At 73.0% G+C, this 19,089-nt stretch carries 18 protein-coding genes; 14 read left to right on the top strand and 4 right to left on the bottom strand.

The annotated features are described in order from the left end of the window. The first annotated feature begins 11 nt into the window (after positions 1-11). The 3 genes from ACIBW6_RS19550 to hutI all read left to right on the top strand — a co-directional run bounded on the left by ACIBW6_RS19550 (position 12) and on the right by hutI (position 3,830). The gene (locus ACIBW6_RS19550; RefSeq protein ID WP_399061518.1) at positions 12-1,223 is read left to right on the top strand and encodes an allantoate amidohydrolase; all 1,212 of its coding nucleotides are present in this window, start codon (positions 12-14) and stop codon (positions 1,221-1,223) included. Then, positions 1,220-2,572, top strand: coding sequence for a formimidoylglutamate deiminase (locus ACIBW6_RS19545; RefSeq protein ID WP_399061142.1), 1,353 nt, complete (start codon positions 1,220-1,222; stop codon positions 2,570-2,572). Before ACIBW6_RS19550 ends, ACIBW6_RS19545 begins: the two co-directional genes overlap by 4 nt. A 91-nt stretch (positions 2,573-2,663) precedes the next feature. Further along, positions 2,664-3,830, top strand: a complete 1,167-nt coding sequence (hutI, locus tag ACIBW6_RS19540; protein WP_399061141.1) for an imidazolonepropionase — start codon at positions 2,664-2,666, stop codon at positions 3,828-3,830. Between the two features lie 24 nt (positions 3,831-3,854). Here the strand turns inward: hutI and ACIBW6_RS19535 are convergent, their stop codons facing one another. Beyond that, on the bottom strand, positions 3,855-4,679 hold the full coding sequence (locus ACIBW6_RS19535) for an SDR family NAD(P)-dependent oxidoreductase (protein ID WP_399061140.1): 825 nt from the start codon (positions 4,677-4,679) through the stop codon (positions 3,855-3,857). An 87-nt stretch (positions 4,680-4,766) separates the two neighbouring features. Here ACIBW6_RS19535 and ACIBW6_RS19530 point away from each other — a divergent pair, with 87 nt between their 5' ends. Beyond that, the gene (locus ACIBW6_RS19530; protein ID WP_399061139.1) at positions 4,767-5,618 is read left to right on the top strand and encodes a helix-turn-helix transcriptional regulator; all 852 of its coding nucleotides are present in this window, start codon (positions 4,767-4,769) and stop codon (positions 5,616-5,618) included. A gap of 135 nt (positions 5,619-5,753) precedes the next feature. Here the strand turns inward: ACIBW6_RS19530 and ACIBW6_RS19525 are convergent, their stop codons facing one another. Beyond that, the gene (locus tag ACIBW6_RS19525) at positions 5,754-6,653 is read right to left on the bottom strand and encodes an RNA polymerase sigma factor SigF (RefSeq protein ID WP_399061516.1); all 900 of its coding nucleotides are present in this window, start codon (positions 6,651-6,653) and stop codon (positions 5,754-5,756) included. A gap of 252 nt (positions 6,654-6,905) precedes the next feature. On the opposite strand from ACIBW6_RS19525, the gene ACIBW6_RS19520 reads away from it, so the two are divergent. From ACIBW6_RS19520 to ACIBW6_RS19495, 6 genes are all read left to right on the top strand, one after another. Beyond that, positions 6,906-7,277, top strand: coding sequence for an STAS domain-containing protein (locus ACIBW6_RS19520; RefSeq protein WP_399061138.1), 372 nt, complete (start codon positions 6,906-6,908; stop codon positions 7,275-7,277). A 200-nt stretch (positions 7,278-7,477) separates the two neighbouring features. Continuing rightward, on the top strand, positions 7,478-7,957 hold the full coding sequence (locus ACIBW6_RS19515; protein WP_399061137.1) for an ATP-binding protein: 480 nt from the start codon (positions 7,478-7,480) through the stop codon (positions 7,955-7,957). Positions 7,958-8,124: 167 nt separating this feature from the next. Beyond that, positions 8,125-8,877, top strand: a complete 753-nt coding sequence (locus tag ACIBW6_RS19510; protein ID WP_399061135.1) for an LPXTG cell wall anchor domain-containing protein — start codon at positions 8,125-8,127, stop codon at positions 8,875-8,877. Between the two features lie 206 nt (positions 8,878-9,083). Continuing rightward, positions 9,084-9,866, top strand: coding sequence for a hypothetical protein (locus ACIBW6_RS19505; protein WP_399061133.1), 783 nt, complete (start codon positions 9,084-9,086; stop codon positions 9,864-9,866). Beyond that, entirely contained in the window at positions 9,863-10,981 is a 1,119-nt protein-coding gene (locus ACIBW6_RS19500) for a hypothetical protein (RefSeq protein WP_399061131.1), read from the top strand. Before ACIBW6_RS19505 ends, ACIBW6_RS19500 begins: the two co-directional genes overlap by 4 nt. Then, a complete protein-coding gene (locus ACIBW6_RS19495) occupies positions 10,978-12,354 on the top strand; it encodes a hypothetical protein (protein WP_399061129.1) in 1,377 nt (458 codons plus the stop codon). Before ACIBW6_RS19500 ends, ACIBW6_RS19495 begins: the two co-directional genes overlap by 4 nt. Positions 12,355-12,433: 79 nt before the next feature. Here the strand turns inward: ACIBW6_RS19495 and ACIBW6_RS19490 are convergent, their stop codons facing one another. Beyond that, positions 12,434-13,933 carry a peptide MFS transporter gene (locus ACIBW6_RS19490; RefSeq protein ID WP_399061127.1) on the bottom strand — a complete coding sequence of 500 codons (1,500 nt, stop codon included), beginning with the start codon at positions 13,931-13,933 and terminating at the stop codon, positions 12,434-12,436. Between the two features lie 520 nt (positions 13,934-14,453). Here ACIBW6_RS19490 and ACIBW6_RS19485 point away from each other — a divergent pair. Together ACIBW6_RS19485 and ACIBW6_RS19480 are read left to right on the top strand one after the other, a co-directional pair. After that, positions 14,454-15,131, top strand: coding sequence for a response regulator transcription factor (locus tag ACIBW6_RS19485; protein WP_356494430.1), 678 nt, complete (start codon positions 14,454-14,456; stop codon positions 15,129-15,131). Positions 15,132-15,197: 66 nt separating this feature from the next. After that, entirely contained in the window at positions 15,198-16,475 is a 1,278-nt protein-coding gene (locus tag ACIBW6_RS19480; protein WP_399061125.1) for an ATP-binding protein, read from the top strand. Positions 16,476-16,678: 203 nt separating this feature from the next. On the opposite strand, the gene ACIBW6_RS19475 is transcribed toward ACIBW6_RS19480, so the two are convergent. Beyond that, positions 16,679-17,233, bottom strand: a complete 555-nt coding sequence (locus ACIBW6_RS19475; RefSeq protein WP_399061123.1) for a GtrA family protein — start codon at positions 17,231-17,233, stop codon at positions 16,679-16,681. Between the two features lie 171 nt (positions 17,234-17,404). On the opposite strand from ACIBW6_RS19475, the gene ACIBW6_RS19470 reads away from it, so the two are divergent. After that, entirely contained in the window at positions 17,405-18,544 is a 1,140-nt protein-coding gene (locus ACIBW6_RS19470) for a 5-(carboxyamino)imidazole ribonucleotide synthase (RefSeq protein WP_399061121.1), read from the top strand. Next, positions 18,541-19,083, top strand: coding sequence for a 5-(carboxyamino)imidazole ribonucleotide mutase (gene purE / locus ACIBW6_RS19465; protein ID WP_399061119.1), 543 nt, complete (start codon positions 18,541-18,543; stop codon positions 19,081-19,083). The genes ACIBW6_RS19470 and purE overlap by 4 nt, the downstream gene beginning before the upstream one ends. Positions 19,084-19,089 lie beyond the last annotated feature (6 nt).

Below are 19,089 nucleotides of genomic sequence, written 5' to 3'. Positions count from 1 at the left end.
GTTTCCTGGAGATGTGGAGCGACCTACGTCCCATCGGCCGGCACGCGGACTCCGGAGGATATCGCCGCCACGCCTGGACCGGCGCCGACGCCGACTGCCGCGCCTGGTTCCGGGCCCAGGCCGAGTCCCGCGGCCTGACCTACGAACTGGACCGCAACGGCAACCAGTGGGCCTGGCTCGGCGACCCGCAGGCGGGGGACGCCGTCGTCACCGGCTCGCACCTGGACTCCGTCCCCGACGGCGGCGCCTTCGACGGCCCCCTCGGCGTCGTCTCCTCCTTCGCCGCCCTGGACGAACTCCGCCGCAGGGGAGCGGAGTTCACCAAGCCGCTGGCCGTCACCAACTTCGGCGACGAGGAGGGCGCCCGCTTCGGCCTCGCCTGCGTCGGCTCCCGGCTCAGCGGCGGCCACCTCACCCGCGCGCAGGCGTACGCCCTCACGGACGGCGACGGCGTCACGCTGCCGCAGGCCATGGAGCGCGCCGGGTACGACCCGGAGACGATCGGCCCGGACCCCGAACGCCTGGCGCGGATCGGCGCGTTCGTAGAACTCCACGTGGAGCAGGGCCGCGCGCTCGACCTGTCCGGCGACGCGGTCGGCATCGCCAGCGCCATCTGGCCGCACGGCCGCTGGCGGTTCGACTTCCACGGCGAGGCCAACCACGCCGGCACCACCCGCCTCGCCGACCGCAGGGACCCGATGCTGCCCTACGCGCAGACGGTGCTCGCGGCCCGCAGGGAGGCACAGCTCGCGGGCGCGGTCGCCACCTTCGGCAAGATCGCGGTCGAGCCGAACGGCGTCAACGCCATCCCGTCCCTGGTCCGCGGGTGGCTCGACTCGCGCGCGGCCGACCAGGACGCCCTGGACCGGACCGTCACCGCCATCGAGCAGGCGGCCCGGGAGTACGCCGACGCGCACGGCATCGACGTGTCCCTGACCCGGGAGTCCTTCACCCCGGTCGTCGACTTCGACCACGCGCTGCGCGACGAACTCGCCCGCATCCTCGGCACGAAGGCGGCCGCCGCCGACCTCACGGTCCCCGTCCTGGGCACGGGCGCGGGACACGACGCGGGAATCCTCGCCTCGTCGGTCCCCACCGCCATGCTGTTCGTACGCAACCCGACCGGGATCTCGCACTCCCCGGCCGAGACCGCCACCGAGGACGACTGCCTGGCGGGCGTGCACGCACTGGCCGACGTACTGGAAGGGCTGGCCTGCAAGTGACCGCGGAGCACACGACGTACTGGCTGGAACACGCCTGGCTCGACCCCGCGGTGGAGCCGGGCGTGGCGGTGGACGTGTCCGGGGCCGACGGCACCGGCCGGATCACGGCCGTCCGCAGGGGGGTGGCGGCGCCCCCGCCGGGCGCCGTCGTCCTGCGCGGCCTCACCCTGCCCGGCCTCGCCAACGCCCACAGCCACGCCTTCCACCGGGCACTGCGCTCCACGGTCCAGGTCGGCTCCGGCACCTTCTGGACCTGGCGCGAGACCATGTACTCGGTGGCGGACCGGCTCACCCCCGACACGTACCACGCGCTCGCGCGGGCCGTGTACGCGGAGATGGCGCTGGCCGGCGTCACGGCCGTCGGCGAGTTCCACTACCTCCACCACGCCCCGGGCGGCACCCCCTACGCCGACCCGAACGCGATGGGGGAGGCGCTGATCGCCGCCGCGGACGAGGCGGGCATCCGCATCACGCTGCTCGACACGGCGTACCTCTCGTCGGGCTTCGGCAAAGCACCCGACCGCCACCAGCAGCGTTTCTCCGACGGCACGGCCGAGGCCTGGGCCGCACGCGCGTCGCTGCTCAAGGACCGCCCGCACGCCCGGATCGGCGCGGCGATCCACTCCGTGCGCGCGGTCCCGGCCGCCCAGCTCGCGACGGTCGCGCAGTGGGCCGCCGACCGGCAGGCCCCCCTGCACGTCCACCTCTCCGAGCAGACCGCGGAGAACGAGGCGTGCCAGGCCGCCCACGGCTGTACTCCCACCCAACTCCTGGCGGACCACGGGGTGTTGAGCGCCCGCACGACAGGCGTCCACAACACGCACCTCACACCGGCCGACATCGCCCTCATCGGCGGCTCGGGCACCGGCACCTGCATGTGCCCGACCACCGAACGCGACCTCGCCGACGGCATCGGCCCCGCGGTCGCCCTGCAACAGGCGGGCTCCCCGCTCTCCCTCGGCTCCGACAGCCACGCCGTCATCGACCCGTTCGAGGAGGCGCGCGCGATGGAGCTGAACGAGCGCCTGCGCTCGCGCACCCGGGGCCACTGGACGGCGGCGGCGCTGCTGCGCGCGGCCACGGTCGACGGCCACGCGGCCCTCGGCCGGCAGGACGCGGGCGTCCTGGAGCCCGGCGCGGCGGCGGACCTCGTGACCGTGGCCCTGGACTCGGTCCGCACGGCGGGCGCGCCGCCGCGGCTCGGCGCGGAGACGGCGGTGTTCGCGGCGAGCGCGGCCGATGTGACGGACGTGATCGCGGGCGGTCGCCAGATCGTCCGCGACGGCGCGCACGTCGTGGTCGGGGACGTGGCGAACGCCCTGAGCACGGCGATCGCGGCACTCCACTGACACGGGGCTCAGCCCGATTCAAGCCCCCCGGCGATTGAGGGGCGCGGCCCGGGGCGGAGCCCCGTGACCTCAGGGAAGAGGAACCAGAACTATGACCACCGCCATCACCAACATCGCAACTCTGGTCACCAACAACCCCGAACTGGGCGAAGGCCCTCTCGGCCAGATCAAGGACGCCGCCCTCGTGCTGGAGGGCGACAGGGTCGCCTGGGTGGGCCCGAGCGCGAGGACCCCGGCCGCGGACACCTCACACGACGCCCAGGGCGCCGCCGTGATCCCGGGCTTCGTCGACAGCCACTCCCACCTGCTCTTCGCGGGCGACCGCACGGCCGAGTTCAACGCCCGCATGGGAGGCCGCGCCTACTCCGCCGGCGGCATCCGCACGACGGTGGCCGCGACCCGCGCCGCGACCGACGCCGACCTGGAGGCGAACCTCACCCGCTACCTCGCGGAGGCGCTGCGCCAGGGCACGACCACCTTCGAGACGAAGTCCGGGTACGGCCTGACCACGCAGGACGAGGCCCGCGCCCTGCGCGTCGCGGCGGCCCACACGGACGAGGTCACCTACCTGGGCGCCCACATCGTCTCCCCGGACTTCGCCGAGGACCCGGCCGGGTACGTGGAGCTGGTCACCGGCGAGATGCTGGACGCCTGCGCCCCGCACGCCCGCTGGATCGACGTGTTCTGCGAGAAGGGCGCCTTCGACGGCGACCAGGCGCGGGCGATCCTGACGGCCGGCAAGGCCAGGGGCCTGCACCCGCGCATCCACGCCAACCAGCTCTCCTACGGCCCCGGCGTCCAGCTCGCCGTCGAGCTCGACGCGGCCAGCGCGGACCACTGCACGCACCTGACGGACGCGGACGTCGACGCCCTGGCCCACAGCGACACGGTGGCGACGCTGCTGCCCGGCGCCGAGTTCTCCACCCGCGCCGAGTGGCCCGACGCCCGCCGCCTCCTGGACGCGGGCGCCACGGTCGCCCTCTCCACGGACTGCAACCCGGGCTCGTCCTTCACCTCGTCCGTCCCCTTCTGCATCGCCCTCGCGGTACGGGACATGGGCATGACCCCCGACGAGGCCCTCTGGTCCGCGACGGCGGGCGGCGCCCGGGCGCTGCGCCGCACGGACATCGGCCACCTCGCCCCCGGCGCCCGAGCGGACCTCACCCTCCTGGCCGCCCCCAGCCACGTACACCTGGCCTACCGGCCGGGAGTCCCACTGGTCGACGAGGTCTGGCGACGCGGGGTGCGGGTGAACTGACCCCGGCGCCGGGGCGGCGAGTCCTCACGCCCACATGCCCCCGTCGACCCGCAGGACCGTCCCCGTGACGTAGGAGGCACGGTCGCTGAGCAGCCAGGCGGCGGCCTGGGCGATCTCGCGGGGGTCGGCCGCGCGGCCCAGCGGGGTCTGGGAGTTGAGGTGGTCGATGGTGCCGGGGGAGCGGTCGTCCCACTCGCGGAGCATCTCCGTGAGCGTGGTGCCCGGCGCGACGGCGTTGACGCGGATGCCCTCCGGACCGTACGTGACGGCGGCGGACGCGGTGAGGCTGTTGAGGGCCCGCTTCGCCGCGCCGTACACGGGCAGCGCCGGGTTGGCCAGCAGGCTGCCCACGCTGGAGGTGTTGACGATGGCGCCACGGCCGGCGGTGGCGCGGACGGCGGCGACCTGGGCCCGCATCGCGAGCCACGGGCCCTTGAGGTTCACGGCGGCCACCGCGTCGAAGTCGGCCTCCGAGAGCGTGTCCATCGGGCCGGGCGGCTGCCCCGTCGCGCCGTTGTTGAAGGCCACGTCGAGCCGCCCGTACAGCTCCACCGCCCGCTGGACGGCGGCCCGGACGCCGTCCCCGTCGGCGAGGTCGCAGACGACGTGGTCCGCGGTGCCGCCCGCGGCCCTGATCTCCGCGACGACCGTTCGGAGCTGGCTCTCCGTCCGGGCCGTGAGCAGGACCCGGGCCCCTTCCTCGGCGAAGAGCCGGGCGGCGGCCGCCCCGATGCCGCGCCCGGCGCCGCTGACGAAGGCGACCTTGCCGGCGAGCAGGCCGGAGGGGGAGGGGGAGAGGGAGGAAGAGGGGGCGGGGGCCGGGGTGGCGGGGCTCGGTGTGGTGTTCATGCCGTCGAGCCTGGTCGCGGGGGCGCCCCCACAGCCAGGCACCGGTGGTACCTGGATGCGCCCCGGGCCGCCCCGCACACTGGGCGGGTGAACCGACGACAACTCGCGGACTTCCTGCGCACCCGGCGCGAACGCATCGCCCCCGCCGACGTGGGCCTGCCCGTGGGACCGCGCCGCCGCACCCCGGGCCTGCGCCGCGAGGAGGTGGCGCAGCTCGCGTACATCTCGACCGAGTACTACACGCGCCTGGAGCAGGCCCGCGCCCCGCACCCCTCCCGCGAGGTGCTCGCCCAGCTGGCCCGCGCCCTGCGCCTGTCCGACGTGGAGCGCGACCACCTCCACCACCTGGCCGGCACCCCGCCCGGCCCCGCGTCCGGCCCCTCCCGGGAGGTCCGGCGGAGCATCGTCGACCTGCTGGAACGGCTCCCGGCCTCCGCGGCCCTGGTGATGTCGGCGACGTACGAGGTCATCGCCTGGAACGCGCTGGCCGCCGCCCTGATGGAGGACTTCTCCACGCTCGGCCGCCGGAACCGCAACCTCGTGCGCAGGACGTTCCTCGGCCCGCACCCGCAGGGCGGACGGCTGTACGGGGTGTCGGACGCGGAGGAGTTCAGCCGGACGTCCGTGCAGCACCTGCGGGTGACGGCGGCCCGCTACCCCGACGACCCCGAGGTGCGGGCGCTGGTCGGCGAACTGCTCGCCGGGAGCGAGGAGTTCGCCCGCCTGTGGGCCGACCACGAGGTGGCCGCCCGCCCCACCCTCTGCAAGACCTTCGACCACCCCGCGGTCGGCCGCATCGCGGTCAACTGCGACGTCCTGGACATCGCCGACCGCGACCAGCGGGTGGTCATCTACACGGCCACGCCCGGCTCCGCGTCGGAGGAGGCGTTGCGCCTGCTGTCGGTCATCGGCACCCAGCGGATGGACGTACCCGGCTGACCCGGACGGGCGGACGGGCGGACGAGTGGACGGGCCGACGGCATCGGCCGGGCCGGAGACCGTCGCCGAGAACAGTGCGCCCGCCCGTCGTCGCTGCGGACGACGGGCGGGCGGCCCGTGGCGTGGAGCGGAGGATCACTCCTCGACCGTCAGCCCCTTGCGCAGCTTGACGAGCGTGCGCGACAGCAGCCGGGACACGTGCATCTGCGAGATGCCCAGCTCGTCGCCGATCTCGGACTGCGTCATGTTGGCGACGAAACGCAGCGAGAGGATCTTGCGGTCCCGCGGCGGAAGTTCGGCGATCAGCGGCTTCAGGGACTCGACGTACTCGATGCCCTCGAGTCCGTGGTCCTCGTACCCGATCCGGTCCGCGAGCGCGCCCTCGGAGTCGTCCTCCTCGGGCTGGGCGTCGAGCGAACTGGCGGTGTACGCGTTCGACGCCGCCATCCCCTCCACGACCTCTTCGTTCGACAGGCCCAGGCGCGCGGCGAGCTCGGCCACCGTGGGTGCCCGGTCGAGCTGCTGGGCGAGCTCGTCGCCCGCCTTGGCGAGGTCGAGACGGAGTTCCTGAAGGCGCCGCGGGACCCGCACCGACCAGGAGGTGTCGCGGAAGAAGCGCTTGATCTCACCGACGATGGTTGGCATCGCGAAGGTGGGGAACTCGACGCCACGGCTCAGCTCGAAGCGGTCGATGGCCTTGATCAGGCCGATGGTCCCGACCTGGATGATGTCCTCCATCGGCTCGCTGCGGGAGCGGAACCGGGAGGCCGCGAACTTGACGAGGGCGAGGTTCAGCTCGACCAGCGTGTTGCGGACGTAGGAGTATTCGTGGGTGCCCTCGTCGAGGGACTCCAGGCGCTCGAAGAGCGTCTTGGAAAGGGCGCGGGCGTCGAGCGCTCCCACCTCGGCGAACGGCGGGATCTCCGGGAGCCCCTCCAGTCCTTCCAGAGCGTCGGGCTCGAGGTCGGAGCGGCGGTCCGGTGCGGGTGTCGACGTCGCCAGGTCAGTACGCGACTCGTCGAGCCGGGGTGACATGATGTCCTCCATCGTTCTCGGCATATGGCTGCCGATGCCAATACGTGCACTTTCGGAAGTGCGGCGCCTCCAAAGCCGGCGAGTTCGTTTTCCGTCCTTACTAGGCCTACCCGGTTTCGTCGCCGGGCCGCAAGTGCGCTATACCCCTAAATGTCCGATTCTTAGGGGTTGTTCGGGTACCGGGGGCCGTGGAGAAGGCGTAGTGTTCGAGGGCGTCAATCGGCACGTCGAAGGCAGCGAGAGAGAGACGTCATGGACCGCGGGACAGTCGGCAGCGCGCATCGGGGCCGGCTACTGGTGGAGGTGCGGCACGAGGGCTCCAGTGCCGTCGTCACCCCGGTGGGTGAGCTGGATCACCACACCGCTGATCTACTGCGCGAACCCCTGGAAGAATGCCTGGTCAGCGGGGTTTCCCGGCTGGTCGTGGACTGCGCGCGTCTCGAGTTCTGCGACTCCACGGGGCTGAACGTGCTGCTCGGTGCCCGCCTCAAGGCCGAGGCCGCGGGCGGCGGGGTCCACCTGGCCGGAATGCAGCCGGTGGTGGCGCGGGTCTTCGAGATCACCGGCGCGGAAGCCGTCTTCACGGTGCATGAAGACCTCGCGGCGGCGCTCGCGGCGGAGTGAGCGGATGACCCCGCGGCTCCGGGCCGGAGAAGTTACGCTCCAGTTGTCTCTCTGTGATCGAGGCGTTATCACCGTCACAGGGTCCGCACCGAATCGATGGGTGTTCTCGTCGTTCGGCAGGGCAGGAGACACCCGACCGCCCCTGCAACCCTGAGTCCTGAAGTGAAGCTGAATTGGTAAATCGGTGAGGTGAAGTGCTGATGAGCGCCACCCGGCCTTACTCGCCGGGCGACCACGGCCCCGAGTCGGGCGACGCCCCGGCTCCCGGCGGCCGTCAGGTCCGCACGCTGAGCCTCGCCGGCGCCAGCGGTATCGTGCCGCTGGCCCGCGATTTCTCCCGCGAAGCGCTGCACGAGTGGGGCTGGCTGCCCGCCCCGAGCGCGGATCGCCGCGCCGCAGCGGAGGACGTGCTGCTCGTCGTCTCCGAGCTGGTGACCAACGCCTGCCTGCACGCCGAGGGCCCGGACATGCTGACCGTCTCCCTCGACAACAAAGTGCTGCGCATCGAGGTGACCGACCACGGTGCGGGCCAGCCCGAGCCCCGCACCCCGCACCGTGCGGGCCGCCCCGGCGGCCACGGCATGTTCATCGTCCAGCGCCTCTGCCTCGACTGGGGCGTCACCCGCACGGACGGGGTCGCGGGCAAGACCGTCTGGGCGGAGCTGGGCACCCCCGGCTGAGCCCGGCCGGCCCGTCGCGGCCGCCGCCACCCCGCGCTGCAAAGAGCACGCCGGATCGTCTCCGATCCGGCGTGCTCTTTGTCTTCCCTCGGCAAGGCCCCGGGCGTACCTTGAGCCACCCGCATCTGATGAACCGTCAGCAAACGTCGGTCTGAAGGGATCTCGAGGTGTCGTACCGGACGTACCAGAAACGAACCGCCGCGTACGCGCTCAGCGCGGCACTGGCCGGCTCCGCGGTGCTGATGGCCGCCCCCGGGGCCCACGCCACGGTGCAGGACGTCAACTACCAGTGCAAGACGCCGATCGGGAACAAGGCAGCCGTCTCCCCGATCGACATGAAGAGCGTCAAGAGCGGCAGCGGCTACAAGATCACCATGTCGTTCCAGAAGGGCGTCTCCTCCAGCCCGGTCGAGCTGGGCAAGGGCGCGATGAACCCCAGCGCGGTGATCAGGCTGGGCGGCGCGGAGAGCGGCACCCTCGCGGTCTCCGGCCCGGCCAACGCCGCGGCGATCCCCGCCAACACCCCCATCAAGATCAGCGACCTGTCCGGCACCTACACGCCGAAGAAGAGCGGCAAGGTGACGTTCACCGCCGGGGTCCTCACCATCAAGGCGCTCGGTACGACGACGACGTGCACGCCCGCCAACAATCCGAAGCCGTCGCTGGAGCTGACCGTGACGGCGGCGGGCGGGTCCGGGGGCTCCGGTGGCTCGGGCGGCTCCGGCGGGAGCGGCAGCGGGAGCGGGAGCGGCGGGAGCACGGGCGGGTCCGGGACGGGCTCCTCCGGCAGCGGGCAGCTGCCGCAGACCGGCCCGCAGGACTCGGCGGTCGCGCTCGGCACGCTGGGCGGCACGGTGCTCCTGGCCGGAGCGGGTGGAGCCCTGTGGCTGAGCCGGCGGCACCAGGGGGCGCCCCGCTAGGGGCGCGGGGAACTGCGCGAGCGACCACGATGCCGCCGCAGTCGTCGACGAGAGTCCGGGTCCCACGGCGCTCGCGCCCCGGAGCCCGGCCGCGGGCCCCGCTGCCTCGCGTCCCGAGGCGGGACCTGATGGCGGATACGAGTCCGGGGAGGTCGCCAGCCCGCCGCGGGGTCCGGTTTCTGGCCGCTGCCCTGGTCGCGGGGAGCGTGCTGGGCGGCGGGGCCGGGGAGGCCGCGGCCGGCCGCTGGACGCTGGCCCCCGCCGCGGTGAGCGGCTCCCGGCCGTACGTCTACGCCGAGGGCGCCCCCGGCAGCGTCCTGGAGGACAAGGTGGCCGTCAGCAATCCGAGTGCCGGGGCCGTGCGGATCAGGCTGCGCGCCAGTGGCGCCCGGATCGTGTTCGCCGAGCCGTCCGTACGGGTCCCCGCCCGCACCCGCGCCGAGGTGCCGTTCGCGCTGACCGTCCCGGCGGGCGCGAGCCCCGGCGACCACCCGGGCACGATCGTGGCCGAGGGCGCGGGGCACACCTCCCGGCTCAGCGTCCACCTGCGGGTCAGCGGCCCCACCCTGGCGGCGCTCACCGTCGAGCACGTACGGGTCGTCGCCGGGGACCGGATCACGTACGACGTCGTCAACCGCGGCAACACCACGCTGGCGCCCCGCCTCGCGGTCACCGCCGACGGTGTCCTCGGCACCGTCCTCGACCGGAAGGCCAGGACCCTGCCGGTGCGGCTGCCGCCCGGCCGCCGGGCCAGCCTCAGCGAACCCTGGCGCGACGCCCCGGCGCTGGACGCCGTCGAGGTGCGGGTCACGGTGACGGCCGGCGACGGCGCGCGGGACACGGCGACGGCGAACGCCCGGTTCGTGCCCTGGGCCCCCCTCGGCGCCGCCCTCGCCGCGCTCGCGGGCGCCGGGTACGCCGCCCACCGCCTCGTACGCCGCCGGCGCCGGGTCCGCCCCAGCACCGGCAACCCTGGGAGCGTGTCATGACCCGCTGCGCACCGGCCACGCGGCTGCTGACCGTCCTCGCCCTGCTGGCCGCGCTCCTCGCGGGCGCGGCGCCGTGGGCCGGGGCCGCGGACACCCCCGCCGTCACCCTCTCCGCGTCCCAGGCCGGCACCGGAGGCTCGGTCACCGTCAAGGGCACCGGCTGGGGGGCGAGGGCGCTGCTGATGATGCTGGTCTGCGGCCGCTCCAGCCCCGCGCGCGGCGTCATCGGCGGCACGAACTCCTGCGCCAACGCCGACGGCCGCGCCGTCACCACCGACGCCCGCGGCGCATTCAGCCGGAAGCTGCCGGTCGCCGAGCCGCCCGTGCCCTGTCCGTGCGTCGTCCACGTGGCGACCGTGACCGGCGGCGCGAAGGCGCAGGCGGACGCCGTGCTGAAAGTCGCGGGGCATCCGGTGGCGGCCCTGCCCGCGGCGTCCGGCACCGGGCAGCTGGCCATGGTCGCCGACACCCGCCTCGACGGGTCGAGCGGCGTGCTCACCTGGTTCGGCGCCCCGCCCGCGCGGACCTTCACGTTCACCGTGGGCAACGTCGGCCAGAGCCCGGTCAAGGACCCGGTCTTCCAGGTCGGCACCGCGCACGGCGTCTTCGCGCCCGTCTACGAGGAACAGCAGTGGCGCGGCACCATCGCGCCGGGCCGCAAGGCGCGGATCGAGCTCCCCGTCGAGCTGGACGCCGGTGCGCACGGCAGCTACCTGGTGTCGCTGAAGTACGGCGGGAAGGTCCTCGCCGAGCAGCCCTGGGGCGTCGGCAGGCCCTGGGGCGTCACCCTCTTCTGGCTCCTGCTCTGCGTCGTCGTCCCGGCCGCCGTCTTCCGAATCGGCATGGCGGTCGTGGACCGGCTGCGGCCGCGCGAGCGGTACGGCCAGGGCCGGCACCGCGGCGCCCAGCACCTGGCCGAGCTCACCGTGCGGCTGCCGAAGGTGCGGCTCCCGCGCCGCGCGCCGGCCGCGCCCGCCCGGGGGCCCGCGGACACCGCCGCCCCCGCCCAGGACACCCTGCCCTGGTTCGCCCCGGACACCGGTCCGGGCGGGCCCGCGGCCGGGCAGCTCTCCGCACCGCCCGACACCAGCCGAACGACGAAGGGAAACACGTGAGAAGGCAACGGAGAGCCGGTGCGGCCGGCTGTGCCCTGGTCCTGTCCGGAGCGGGCCTGTGGCTGGCCGCCGTCCCGGCGCAGGCGGCCGGGTCCTCGTTCAAGACGGAGTGCGTGCCGCCCGCCATCTCGGGGCTGCCGCCGGTCGAGGGCACCACGGTGGCCGACGTCACGGCGCCGGCGACGGCCAAGGTCGGCGACGAGATCGACGTCGTGTGGAAGACCACCCAGGCCGCCTCGAAGAACCCCGACGTCCTCGACCTCGACGCCGACACCGTGCAGCCCACGGGCACGGTCAAGGTCGGCGGCGCGCAGAGCGGCGACCTCAAGGTGCAGGGCGCCCGGAAGAACCCGGCGATCCCCAAGAACAGCCCGATGGTGCTGTCCGACATGACCGGCAAGCTGAAGCTGACCAAGGCCGGGGACGTGACGCTGACCCCGGACGCGTACACCATCAACGTCAGCAAGCCGATCTCCACCGACACCAAGTGCACGCCCAAGGAGGCCGTCGCGCCCGCCGTGACGGTCAAGGTGACGGACGGGGCGGGCACGAGCACCGGCGGCGCGGCGGCGGGCGGCACCGACACCGGGGGCACCGCGGCCGGCGGTACGGACACCGGGGGCACCGCGGCGGGCGGTACGGACACCGGCGGCACCGACGCCGGCGGGACCACCACGGCCGGCGCCGGCGGCGGCAGCGGGGGCGGTGGCGGGCAGAGCGACTTCACCGGCAAGGAGGTGTCGATCCCCTACGCCTGCAAGACGCCCATCGGCGACAAGAACGCCACGTCCCCGGTGCAGATAGACGCCAAGAAGGACGGCGGGGCCTACGCCCTCACCGTGAAGTTCAAGGCGTCCGTCATGGACAGCCCCGCCGACATCCCGGCCGACGCGGTCAAGCCGTCGATGGCGGTGAAGCTGGGCGGCGCCGACAAGGGCACGGTGAACGTCGAGGGCCCGACGAACAAGGAGCCCATCAAGTCCGGCGACCCGATGACGATCCCGGACCTGACAGGCACGTACAAGCCGGGCGCGGACGGGAAGTCGACCCTGTCGCCGGGCGTCCTGACGGTGAAGGCGCTGGGCACGACGACCACCTGTACGCCGACCAGGACCGAGGTCTCCCTGGAGCTGGACACGAAGGCGGTGGAGGGCGGCGCGACCGGCGGCTCGGGCTCGGGCTCCGGGTCCGGCTCCGGTTCGGCGGGCGGCGCGGCCGGCGGCTCCGCGGCGGGCGGCGGCGGCCTCGCCGAGACGGGCGCCTCGAACGACGGCGCCCTGCGCGCCCTCGGCCTGGTGGCCGGCACGGTGATCCTGCTGGGCGGCGCGGTCTTCACGTTCCTGCCGAAGCGCCGGGCGGCGCGCGGCAGGTGACCCTCCCGGTACGGGCGAAGGGGCCCGGCCGCACCTCTCGATGCGGCCGGGCCCCTTCGGCGTCAGCGGGGACGTGCGGTCAGTGCACGCCGCCCATCAGCGGCTTGACCTTGCGGCGGAACATGAAGACCGCGACACCGGCGAGGACCGCCAGCGCACCCTGCGAGGCGAACCACCACTGGCTGTCGGTCGGCGCGCCGACCAGCTGGAGCAGCGCGATGACGGAGTCGCCCGCGGTGACGGCGAGGAACCACACGCCCATCATCTGCGAGCCGTACTTCTGCGGCGCCAGCTTGGTGGTGAGCGACAGGCCGACCGGGGAGAGCGTCAGCTCGCCGATGGTCTGGATCAGGTAGACCGCGCACAGCCACAGCGGCGTGACCTTGGCGTCGCCGGAGGCGGCGGCCTGGGCCAGCATCATGACGAAGAAGGACAGGCCGATCAGGAAGACGCCGTTGGCGAACTTCGAGAGGGAGCTGGGCTCCTTGCCGCGGCGGTTCAGCGCCAGCCACAGCCAGGCGAAGACCGGCGCGAAGGCCATCACGTACAGCGAGTTCAGCGACTGGAACCAGCTGGACGGGAAGTCGAAGCCGAACAGCGAGTTGGCGGTGTTGTCGTTGGCGAACAGGTTCAGCGTGGAGCCGGACTGGTCGAAGATGCCCCAGAACACGGCGGCCACGACGAAGAACCAGATGTACGCGGAGACCCGGGACTGCTCGGTGGCGCTCAGCTCGCGGTCGCGCTTCATCTTGACCAGGTACCAGACCGGCAGCACCAGACCGAGGACGGTCAGCGGCCACAGGATCCAGTTCACGGTGAACAGACCGCCACCGCCGACGACGCCGTAGAACACGACGGCCACCGCGGCCCACAGGCCGGCCTTCTTCCAGATCGCGGTCCGCTCGGCCACCGACAGCGGCGACGGCACGACCGTCGACTCGGCGGACAGGAAGCGGAAGCCGAAGACGAAGCAGAGCAGGCCGAGGGCCATGCCGACACCGGCCATGGCGAAGCCGAGGTGCCAGTCGACCTTCTGGCCGACCGTGCCGATCGTCAGCGGGGCGACGAAGGCACCGAGGTTGATGGCGATGTAGAAGATCGAGAAGCCGCCGTCACGGCGCGGGTCGTTCTTCGCCGGGTACAGGTGGCCGACCATCGTGGAGATGTTGGCCTTGAGCAGACCCGAACCGACGGCGATCAGCACGAGACCGCCGTAGAACGTGCCGGCCGACGGCAGCGCCAGCATGAAGTGGCCGACCATGATGATCGCGGCGCCGACCGCGGTGGTCTTGCGCGGGCCCCAGACCCGGTCGCCGAGCCAGCCGCCCGGCAGGGCGAGCAGGTACACCAGGGCGTTGTAGACCGAGTAGATGGCGACCGCCGTGCCGGCGTTCAGACCGAGGCCGCCGTCGACCACCGCGGCCGACAAGTACAGGACGAGCAGTGCCCGCATGCCGTAGAAGCTGTAGCGCTCCCACATCTCCGTCAGAAACAGAAAGGCCAGGCCGAGGGGGTGGCCAAGGAAGGTCTTGCCGCCGGCGACGGGCGCCGGGGCTTCCTTCGTCAGGCTGGACGCCATGGTGGTTCCTTGCTCGCTCGGGACGCCGCCGCTTCCTTTGTGGGGGTGAAGCGAGCGCCCGGGTGGGGGTCGGCCGGCACCGGAGTCCTACCGTCCTCCCCACGCCCGGGGGGATGTGCCCGTACGACAGGGTCGCGCGGGACGAGGTACGGCGGACCCGGGATCCACGCCCCGCGCGCGTCGTCGCGTGCGGAGCCCGGCCACAGGTCGTTCCTTTCGATGCTGACCGCGGTCAGCTCACACAGGAAAGGGACCTTCGGTGCGCAGTGCGCTCCTAAGGTCCCCCATTAGTGCATCAGGCGTTCCGTCACCATACGACACGACAGTGGTGCATATGGAAGGACTTGAGAGATGGATCACAGGCCTCCGTGGAACCGCCGCGCTGATTCGAAGGAGTTCCCCAGGATCGCACCCCAGAGGCCAAGGAGGCGAACCCGGAGGTGAGCGTTCCGTTTCCCCTCGCGGTGCGCTCTTGCCGATCACCCCGCGGCTGTCCCGCGGCGCGGACTACCATCACTGCATGACCCGTGTACTGCTCGCCGAGGACGACGCGTCCATCTCGGAGCCGCTGGCCCGCGCCCTGCGCCGGGAGGGTTACGAGGTCGAGGTCCGCGAGGACGGACCCACAGCCGTCGACGCCGGACTGCAGGGAAGCATCGACCTCGTCGTCCTGGACCTGGGGCTGCCCGGCATGGACGGCCTCGAAGTCGCCCGCCGGCTGCGCGCCGAGGGCCACACGGTGCCGATCCTGATCCTCACCGCCCGCGCCGACGAGGTCGACACGGTGGTCGGCCTCGACGCCGGCGCCGACGACTACGTCACCAAGCCGTTCCGCCTCGCCGAACTGCTCGCCCGCGTCCGGGCGCTGCTGCGCCGCGGCGCAGCCGAGCCCAAGGAGACCCCGGCCACGCACGGCGTGCGCATCGACGTCGAGTCGCACCGCGCCTGGATGGGCGACGAGGAACTCCAGCTCACGGCGAAGGAGTTCGACCTGCTGCGGGTCCTCGTGCGCGACGCGGGCCGGGTCGTCACCCGCGACCAGCTGATGCGCGAGGTGTGGGACACCACCTGGTGGTCCTCGACCAAGACCCTGGACATGCACATCTCCTGGCTCCGGAAGAAGCTCGGCGACGACGCGGCGAACCCGCGGTACATCGCCACGGTGCGCGGCGTGGGCTTCCGGTTCGAGAAGAGCTGAGCGCGGGCGGCGCCGCCCCGTGACGGCGCACCGGGCGCCGGGTGCGCATCCGGGAGACTAGGGGGCATGCGCCGCCGACTCATCAATTCGACCCTCGCCGTGGTCCTGGTCGTGATCGCCGTCTTCGGCGTCTCCCTGGTCATCGTGGAGACCCGGACCATCAGCAACAGCGCCCAGGACCGCGTCGAGTCCGAGGCGGTCCGGCTCGCCTCCATCGTGGACAGCCGGCTGCTCAGCGGCGAGCAGGTGAACGGCGGCATCCTCGCCGACCAGGTCGCCATCGAGGACCGCTACGCGACCGTCGTCATCCCCGGCCGCGCCCCCATCGCCCTCGGCTCCGAGCCCGAGGGCGACGTCATCACGTACACCGCCGTCGGCGAGCGGGGCGAGAAGGTCACCGTCGAGGAGCCGCGCTCCGCCGTCACCCGGGAGGTCGGCCGGACCCTGCTGATCATCGCGGGGGTGGCGCTGCTCGCGGTGGTCGCCGCCGTGCTGCTCGCCGTGCGCCAGGCCAACCGCCTCGCCTCCCCGCTCACCGACCTGGCCTCCACCGCCGAGCGGCTCGGTTCCGGGGACCCGCGCCCGCGGCACAAGCGCTACGGCGTCCCCGAGCTGGACCGGGTCGCCGACGTCTTGGACGGCTCCGCCGAGCGCATCGCCCGCATGCTGACCGCCGAGCGGCGGCTGGCCGCCGACGCCTCGCACCAGCTGCGCACCCCCCTCACGGCGCTGTCGATGCGCCTGGAGGAGATCACCATGACCGACGACCTGGCCGAGGTGCGGGAAGAGGCGACGATCGCGCTCGCGCAGGTCGAGCGGCTCACCGACGTCGTCGAGCGGCTGCTCACCAACTCCCGAGACCCGCGCACCGGTTCGGCCGTCACCTTCGACCTCGACGAGGTCATCAAGCAGCAGCTGGAGGAGTGGCGGCCCGCCTACCGCAGCGCGGGCCGGGCCATCGTCTCCTCCGGCAAGCAGCACCTCACGGCGGTCGGCACGCCGGGCGCGGTCGCCCAGGTCCTCGCCGCGCTGATCGAGAACTCGCTGATGCACGGCGGCGGCACCGTCGCCCTGCGCACCCGCGTCACCGGCAACCAGACGGTCATCGAGGTCACCGACGAGGGGCCGGGCGTCCCCTCCGAGCTGGGCTCGCGGATCTTCGAGCGGACGATCAGCGGCCGGAACTCCACCGGGATCGGCCTCGCCGTCGCCCGCGACCTCGCCGAGGCCGACGGCGGCCGCCTCGAGATGCTCCAGGCGTCCCCGCCGGTCTTCGGCCTGTTCCTGTCGCGCACCCCGCTGAAGAAGCCGGCGGACGACCTGGACCCCGAGACGGTCCGCTAGGGCCTGTCTGACAATTCCCGTCGTCGCCCGGAGGGCGGCCCCGCGGCGTCTGGTGCGTGCTCTCGGCGTGCCGGGCGCAAGGCCTCGTACTGGACGTACTTGGCCTTGTGCCCGGTGCGGCGAGAGTGCGTGCCAGGCGTCGTGGGGCAGACGGGAATTGTCAGACAGGCCCTAGAGCCCCCTGGGCCTGCTGAGCCTGCGGCTCACGGCTTGACGCGGTGCACGGGCGGCGCGTCCGGCTCGTCCAGGAACGATTCCGCACGGGCCACCGTCTCCCGGGCGGGCAGCGCCTTGAAGACCCAGGTCCGGTAGGACCAGAAGCGGAACAGGGTCGCGAGGCCCATGCCGAGGAACTTGAAGACGTTGCTCTGCAACTGGCTGTCCCAGTGGAAGGAGTACGTCGCCACGTACAGGACGCCGTTCTCGATCACCAGGCCGACGACGCTGAACAGCAGGAACAGCGTCAGTTCCTTCGCGCGTCCGCTCTTGTCGCGGTCGCGGTAGGTGAAGTACCGGAACCCCACGTAGTTGAAGACGATGGAGACCACGGTCGCGATCACGCTGGCCCGCACGACCTGGAGGTCCGTGCCGTGCCGCATCAGGTTGAAGACCGCGAAGTTCACGAGGACGCCCAGGGCGCCGACGACACCGAACTTGGCGATCTCGCGGCCCAGGGCGTCGAAGCGGGTCCGCAGCGCGCGCAGGCGTCCCGGACGGCTCGCTCGCCGCCCGTGCCGTCGGCCGGTGGTCGCCTTCATAGTGGTCGCCTCAGCCCCGTCGTCCCCGTCGATGTGGTCGCGCGGCCCGTGAGAACCGACCCCGCCATGCTAACCAAGCGCTCCCCGGGCCGCCCGGCGGCGCCGTCCCTGGAGGAACCTCCAAGGTGGAGGCCGTGCGGGCGCCGGTCGAACGGCCGATACCCTGGAGGCGTGACGTTCCCGGTAGTCGGCATGGTCGGCGGGGGTCAGCTCGCTCGTATGACACACGAGGCGGGCATCCCGCTCGGCATCAGGTTCAAGCTCCTCAGTGACACTCCAGTGGATTCCGCGGCCCAGGTCGTCGGCGATGTCGTCGTCGGCGACTACCGCGACCTGGACACGCTGCGCGCGTTCGCGCGCGGCTGCGACGTGATCACCTTCGACCACGAGCACGTGCCCACCGAGCACCTGCGGGCCCTGGAGGCGGACGGCATCCCCGTGCGCCCCGGCCCGCACGCGCTGCTCTACGCCCAGGACAAGGGCGAGATGCGCGCGAAGCTCACCGCGCTCGGCGTGCCCTGCCCGCGCCACCGCCTCGTGCGGGACGCGGCGGACGTGGCCGCGTTCGCCGCCGAGGGCGACGGGTTCCCCGTCGTCCTGAAGACGGTGCGCGGCGGCTACGACGGCAAGGGCGTGTGGGTCGTGCGCTCCGAGGCGGAGGCGGGCGAGCCCTTCAAGGCGGGCGTCCCGGTCCTCGCCGAGGAGAAGGTCGGCTTCGTCCGGGAGCTGGCGGCCAACGTCGTGCGCTCCCCGCACGGCCAGGCCGTCGCCTACCCCGTCGTCGAGTCCCAGCAGGTCGACGGCGTCTGCGACACCGTGATCGCCCCCGCGCCCGGCCTCGACGAGGCGCTCGCGGGCGCGGCCCAGGAGCTGGCGCTGCGCGTCGCCAAGGAGCTCGACGTCGTCGGCCACCTCGCCGTCGAGCTCTTCGAGACCCCTGACGGCCGCATCCTCGTCAACGAACTGGCGATGCGTCCGCACAACAGCGGCCACTGGACCCAGGACGGCGCGATCACCTCGCAGTTCGCCAACCACGTCCGCGCCGTCCTCGACCTCCCGCTCGGCGACCCGCGCCCGCGCGCGAGGTGGACGGTCATGGCGAACGTCCTGGGCGGCGACTTCCCGGACATGTACAGCGCGTACCTGCACTGCATGGCCCGCGACCCGCAGCTGAAGATCCACATGTACGGCAAGGACGTGAAGCCCGGCCGCAAGGTCGGCCACGTCAACACCTACGGCGACGACCTGGACGAGGTCCTGGACCGCGCCCGTCACGCAGCCGGATACCTGAAGGGCACGATCACCGAATGAGCGCCGCGAGCCACTCCGGTCCCGTCGTCGGCATCGTCATGGGGTCGGACTCCGACTGGCCCGTCATGGAGGCGGCGGCGAAGGCCCTCGCCGAGTTCGAGATCCCCTACGAGGTCGACGTCGTCTCCGCGCACCGGATGCCGCACGAGATGATCTCCTACGGCGAGCACGCCGCCGAGCGGGGCCTCAAGGCGATCATCGCGGGCGCGGGCGGCGCCGCCCACCTGCCCGGCATGCTCGCCTCCGTGACGCCGCTGCCGGTCATCGGCGTGCCCGTGCCGCTGAAGTACCTCGACGGCATGGACTCGCTGCTGTCCATCGTGCAGATGCCCGCGGGCGTCCCGGTCGCCACCGTCTCGGTCGGCGGCGCGCGCAACGCGGGGCTGCTCGCCGCGCGCATGCTCGCCGCGCACGACGAGGAACTCCTCGGCCGGATGCGCGAGTTCCAGCAGGAGCTGAACGACCAGGCCACCGAGAAGGGCAAGCGCCTGCGGAACAAGGTCGAGAGCGCCGGCGCCGGCTTCGGCTTCGGCAAGTGAGCGAGG

This window comes from Streptomyces sp. NPDC049813, from assembly GCF_044465085.1.
Lineage (GTDB): Bacteria > Actinomycetota > Actinomycetes > Streptomycetales > Streptomycetaceae > Streptomyces.
This window is presented reverse-complemented; position numbering and strand designations above follow the sequence as displayed.

What these genes read in the sequence shown, in the direction of transcription:
- ACIBW6_RS19550 (WP_399061518.1), top strand. Translation starts at nt 12, where the DNA reads ATGTGGAGCGACCTACGTCCCATCGGCCGGCACGCGGACTCCGGAGGA.
- hutI (WP_399061141.1), top strand. Translation starts at nt 2,664, where the DNA reads ATGACCACCGCCATCACCAACATCGCAACTCTGGTCACCAACAACCCC.
- ACIBW6_RS19520 (WP_399061138.1), top strand. Translation starts at nt 6,906, where the DNA reads ATGGACCGCGGGACAGTCGGCAGCGCGCATCGGGGCCGGCTACTGGTG.
- ACIBW6_RS19490 (WP_399061127.1), bottom strand. Translation starts at nt 13,933, where the DNA reads ATGGCGTCCAGCCTGACGAAGGAAGCCCCGGCGCCCGTCGCCGGCGGC.
- ACIBW6_RS19485 (WP_356494430.1), top strand. Translation starts at nt 14,454, where the DNA reads ATGACCCGTGTACTGCTCGCCGAGGACGACGCGTCCATCTCGGAGCCG.
- ACIBW6_RS19480 (WP_399061125.1), top strand. Translation starts at nt 15,198, where the DNA reads ATGCGCCGCCGACTCATCAATTCGACCCTCGCCGTGGTCCTGGTCGTG.
- ACIBW6_RS19525 (WP_399061516.1), bottom strand. Translation starts at nt 6,653, where the DNA reads ATGTCACCCCGGCTCGACGAGTCGCGTACTGACCTGGCGACGTCGACA.
- ACIBW6_RS19475 (WP_399061123.1), bottom strand. Translation starts at nt 17,233, where the DNA reads ATGAAGGCGACCACCGGCCGACGGCACGGGCGGCGAGCGAGCCGTCCG.
- ACIBW6_RS19535 (WP_399061140.1), bottom strand. Translation starts at nt 4,679, where the DNA reads ATGAACACCACACCGAGCCCCGCCACCCCGGCCCCCGCCCCCTCTTCC.
- ACIBW6_RS19500 (WP_399061131.1), top strand. Translation starts at nt 9,863, where the DNA reads ATGACCCGCTGCGCACCGGCCACGCGGCTGCTGACCGTCCTCGCCCTG.
- ACIBW6_RS19515 (WP_399061137.1), top strand. Translation starts at nt 7,478, where the DNA reads ATGAGCGCCACCCGGCCTTACTCGCCGGGCGACCACGGCCCCGAGTCG.
- purE (WP_399061119.1), top strand. Translation starts at nt 18,541, where the DNA reads ATGAGCGCCGCGAGCCACTCCGGTCCCGTCGTCGGCATCGTCATGGGG.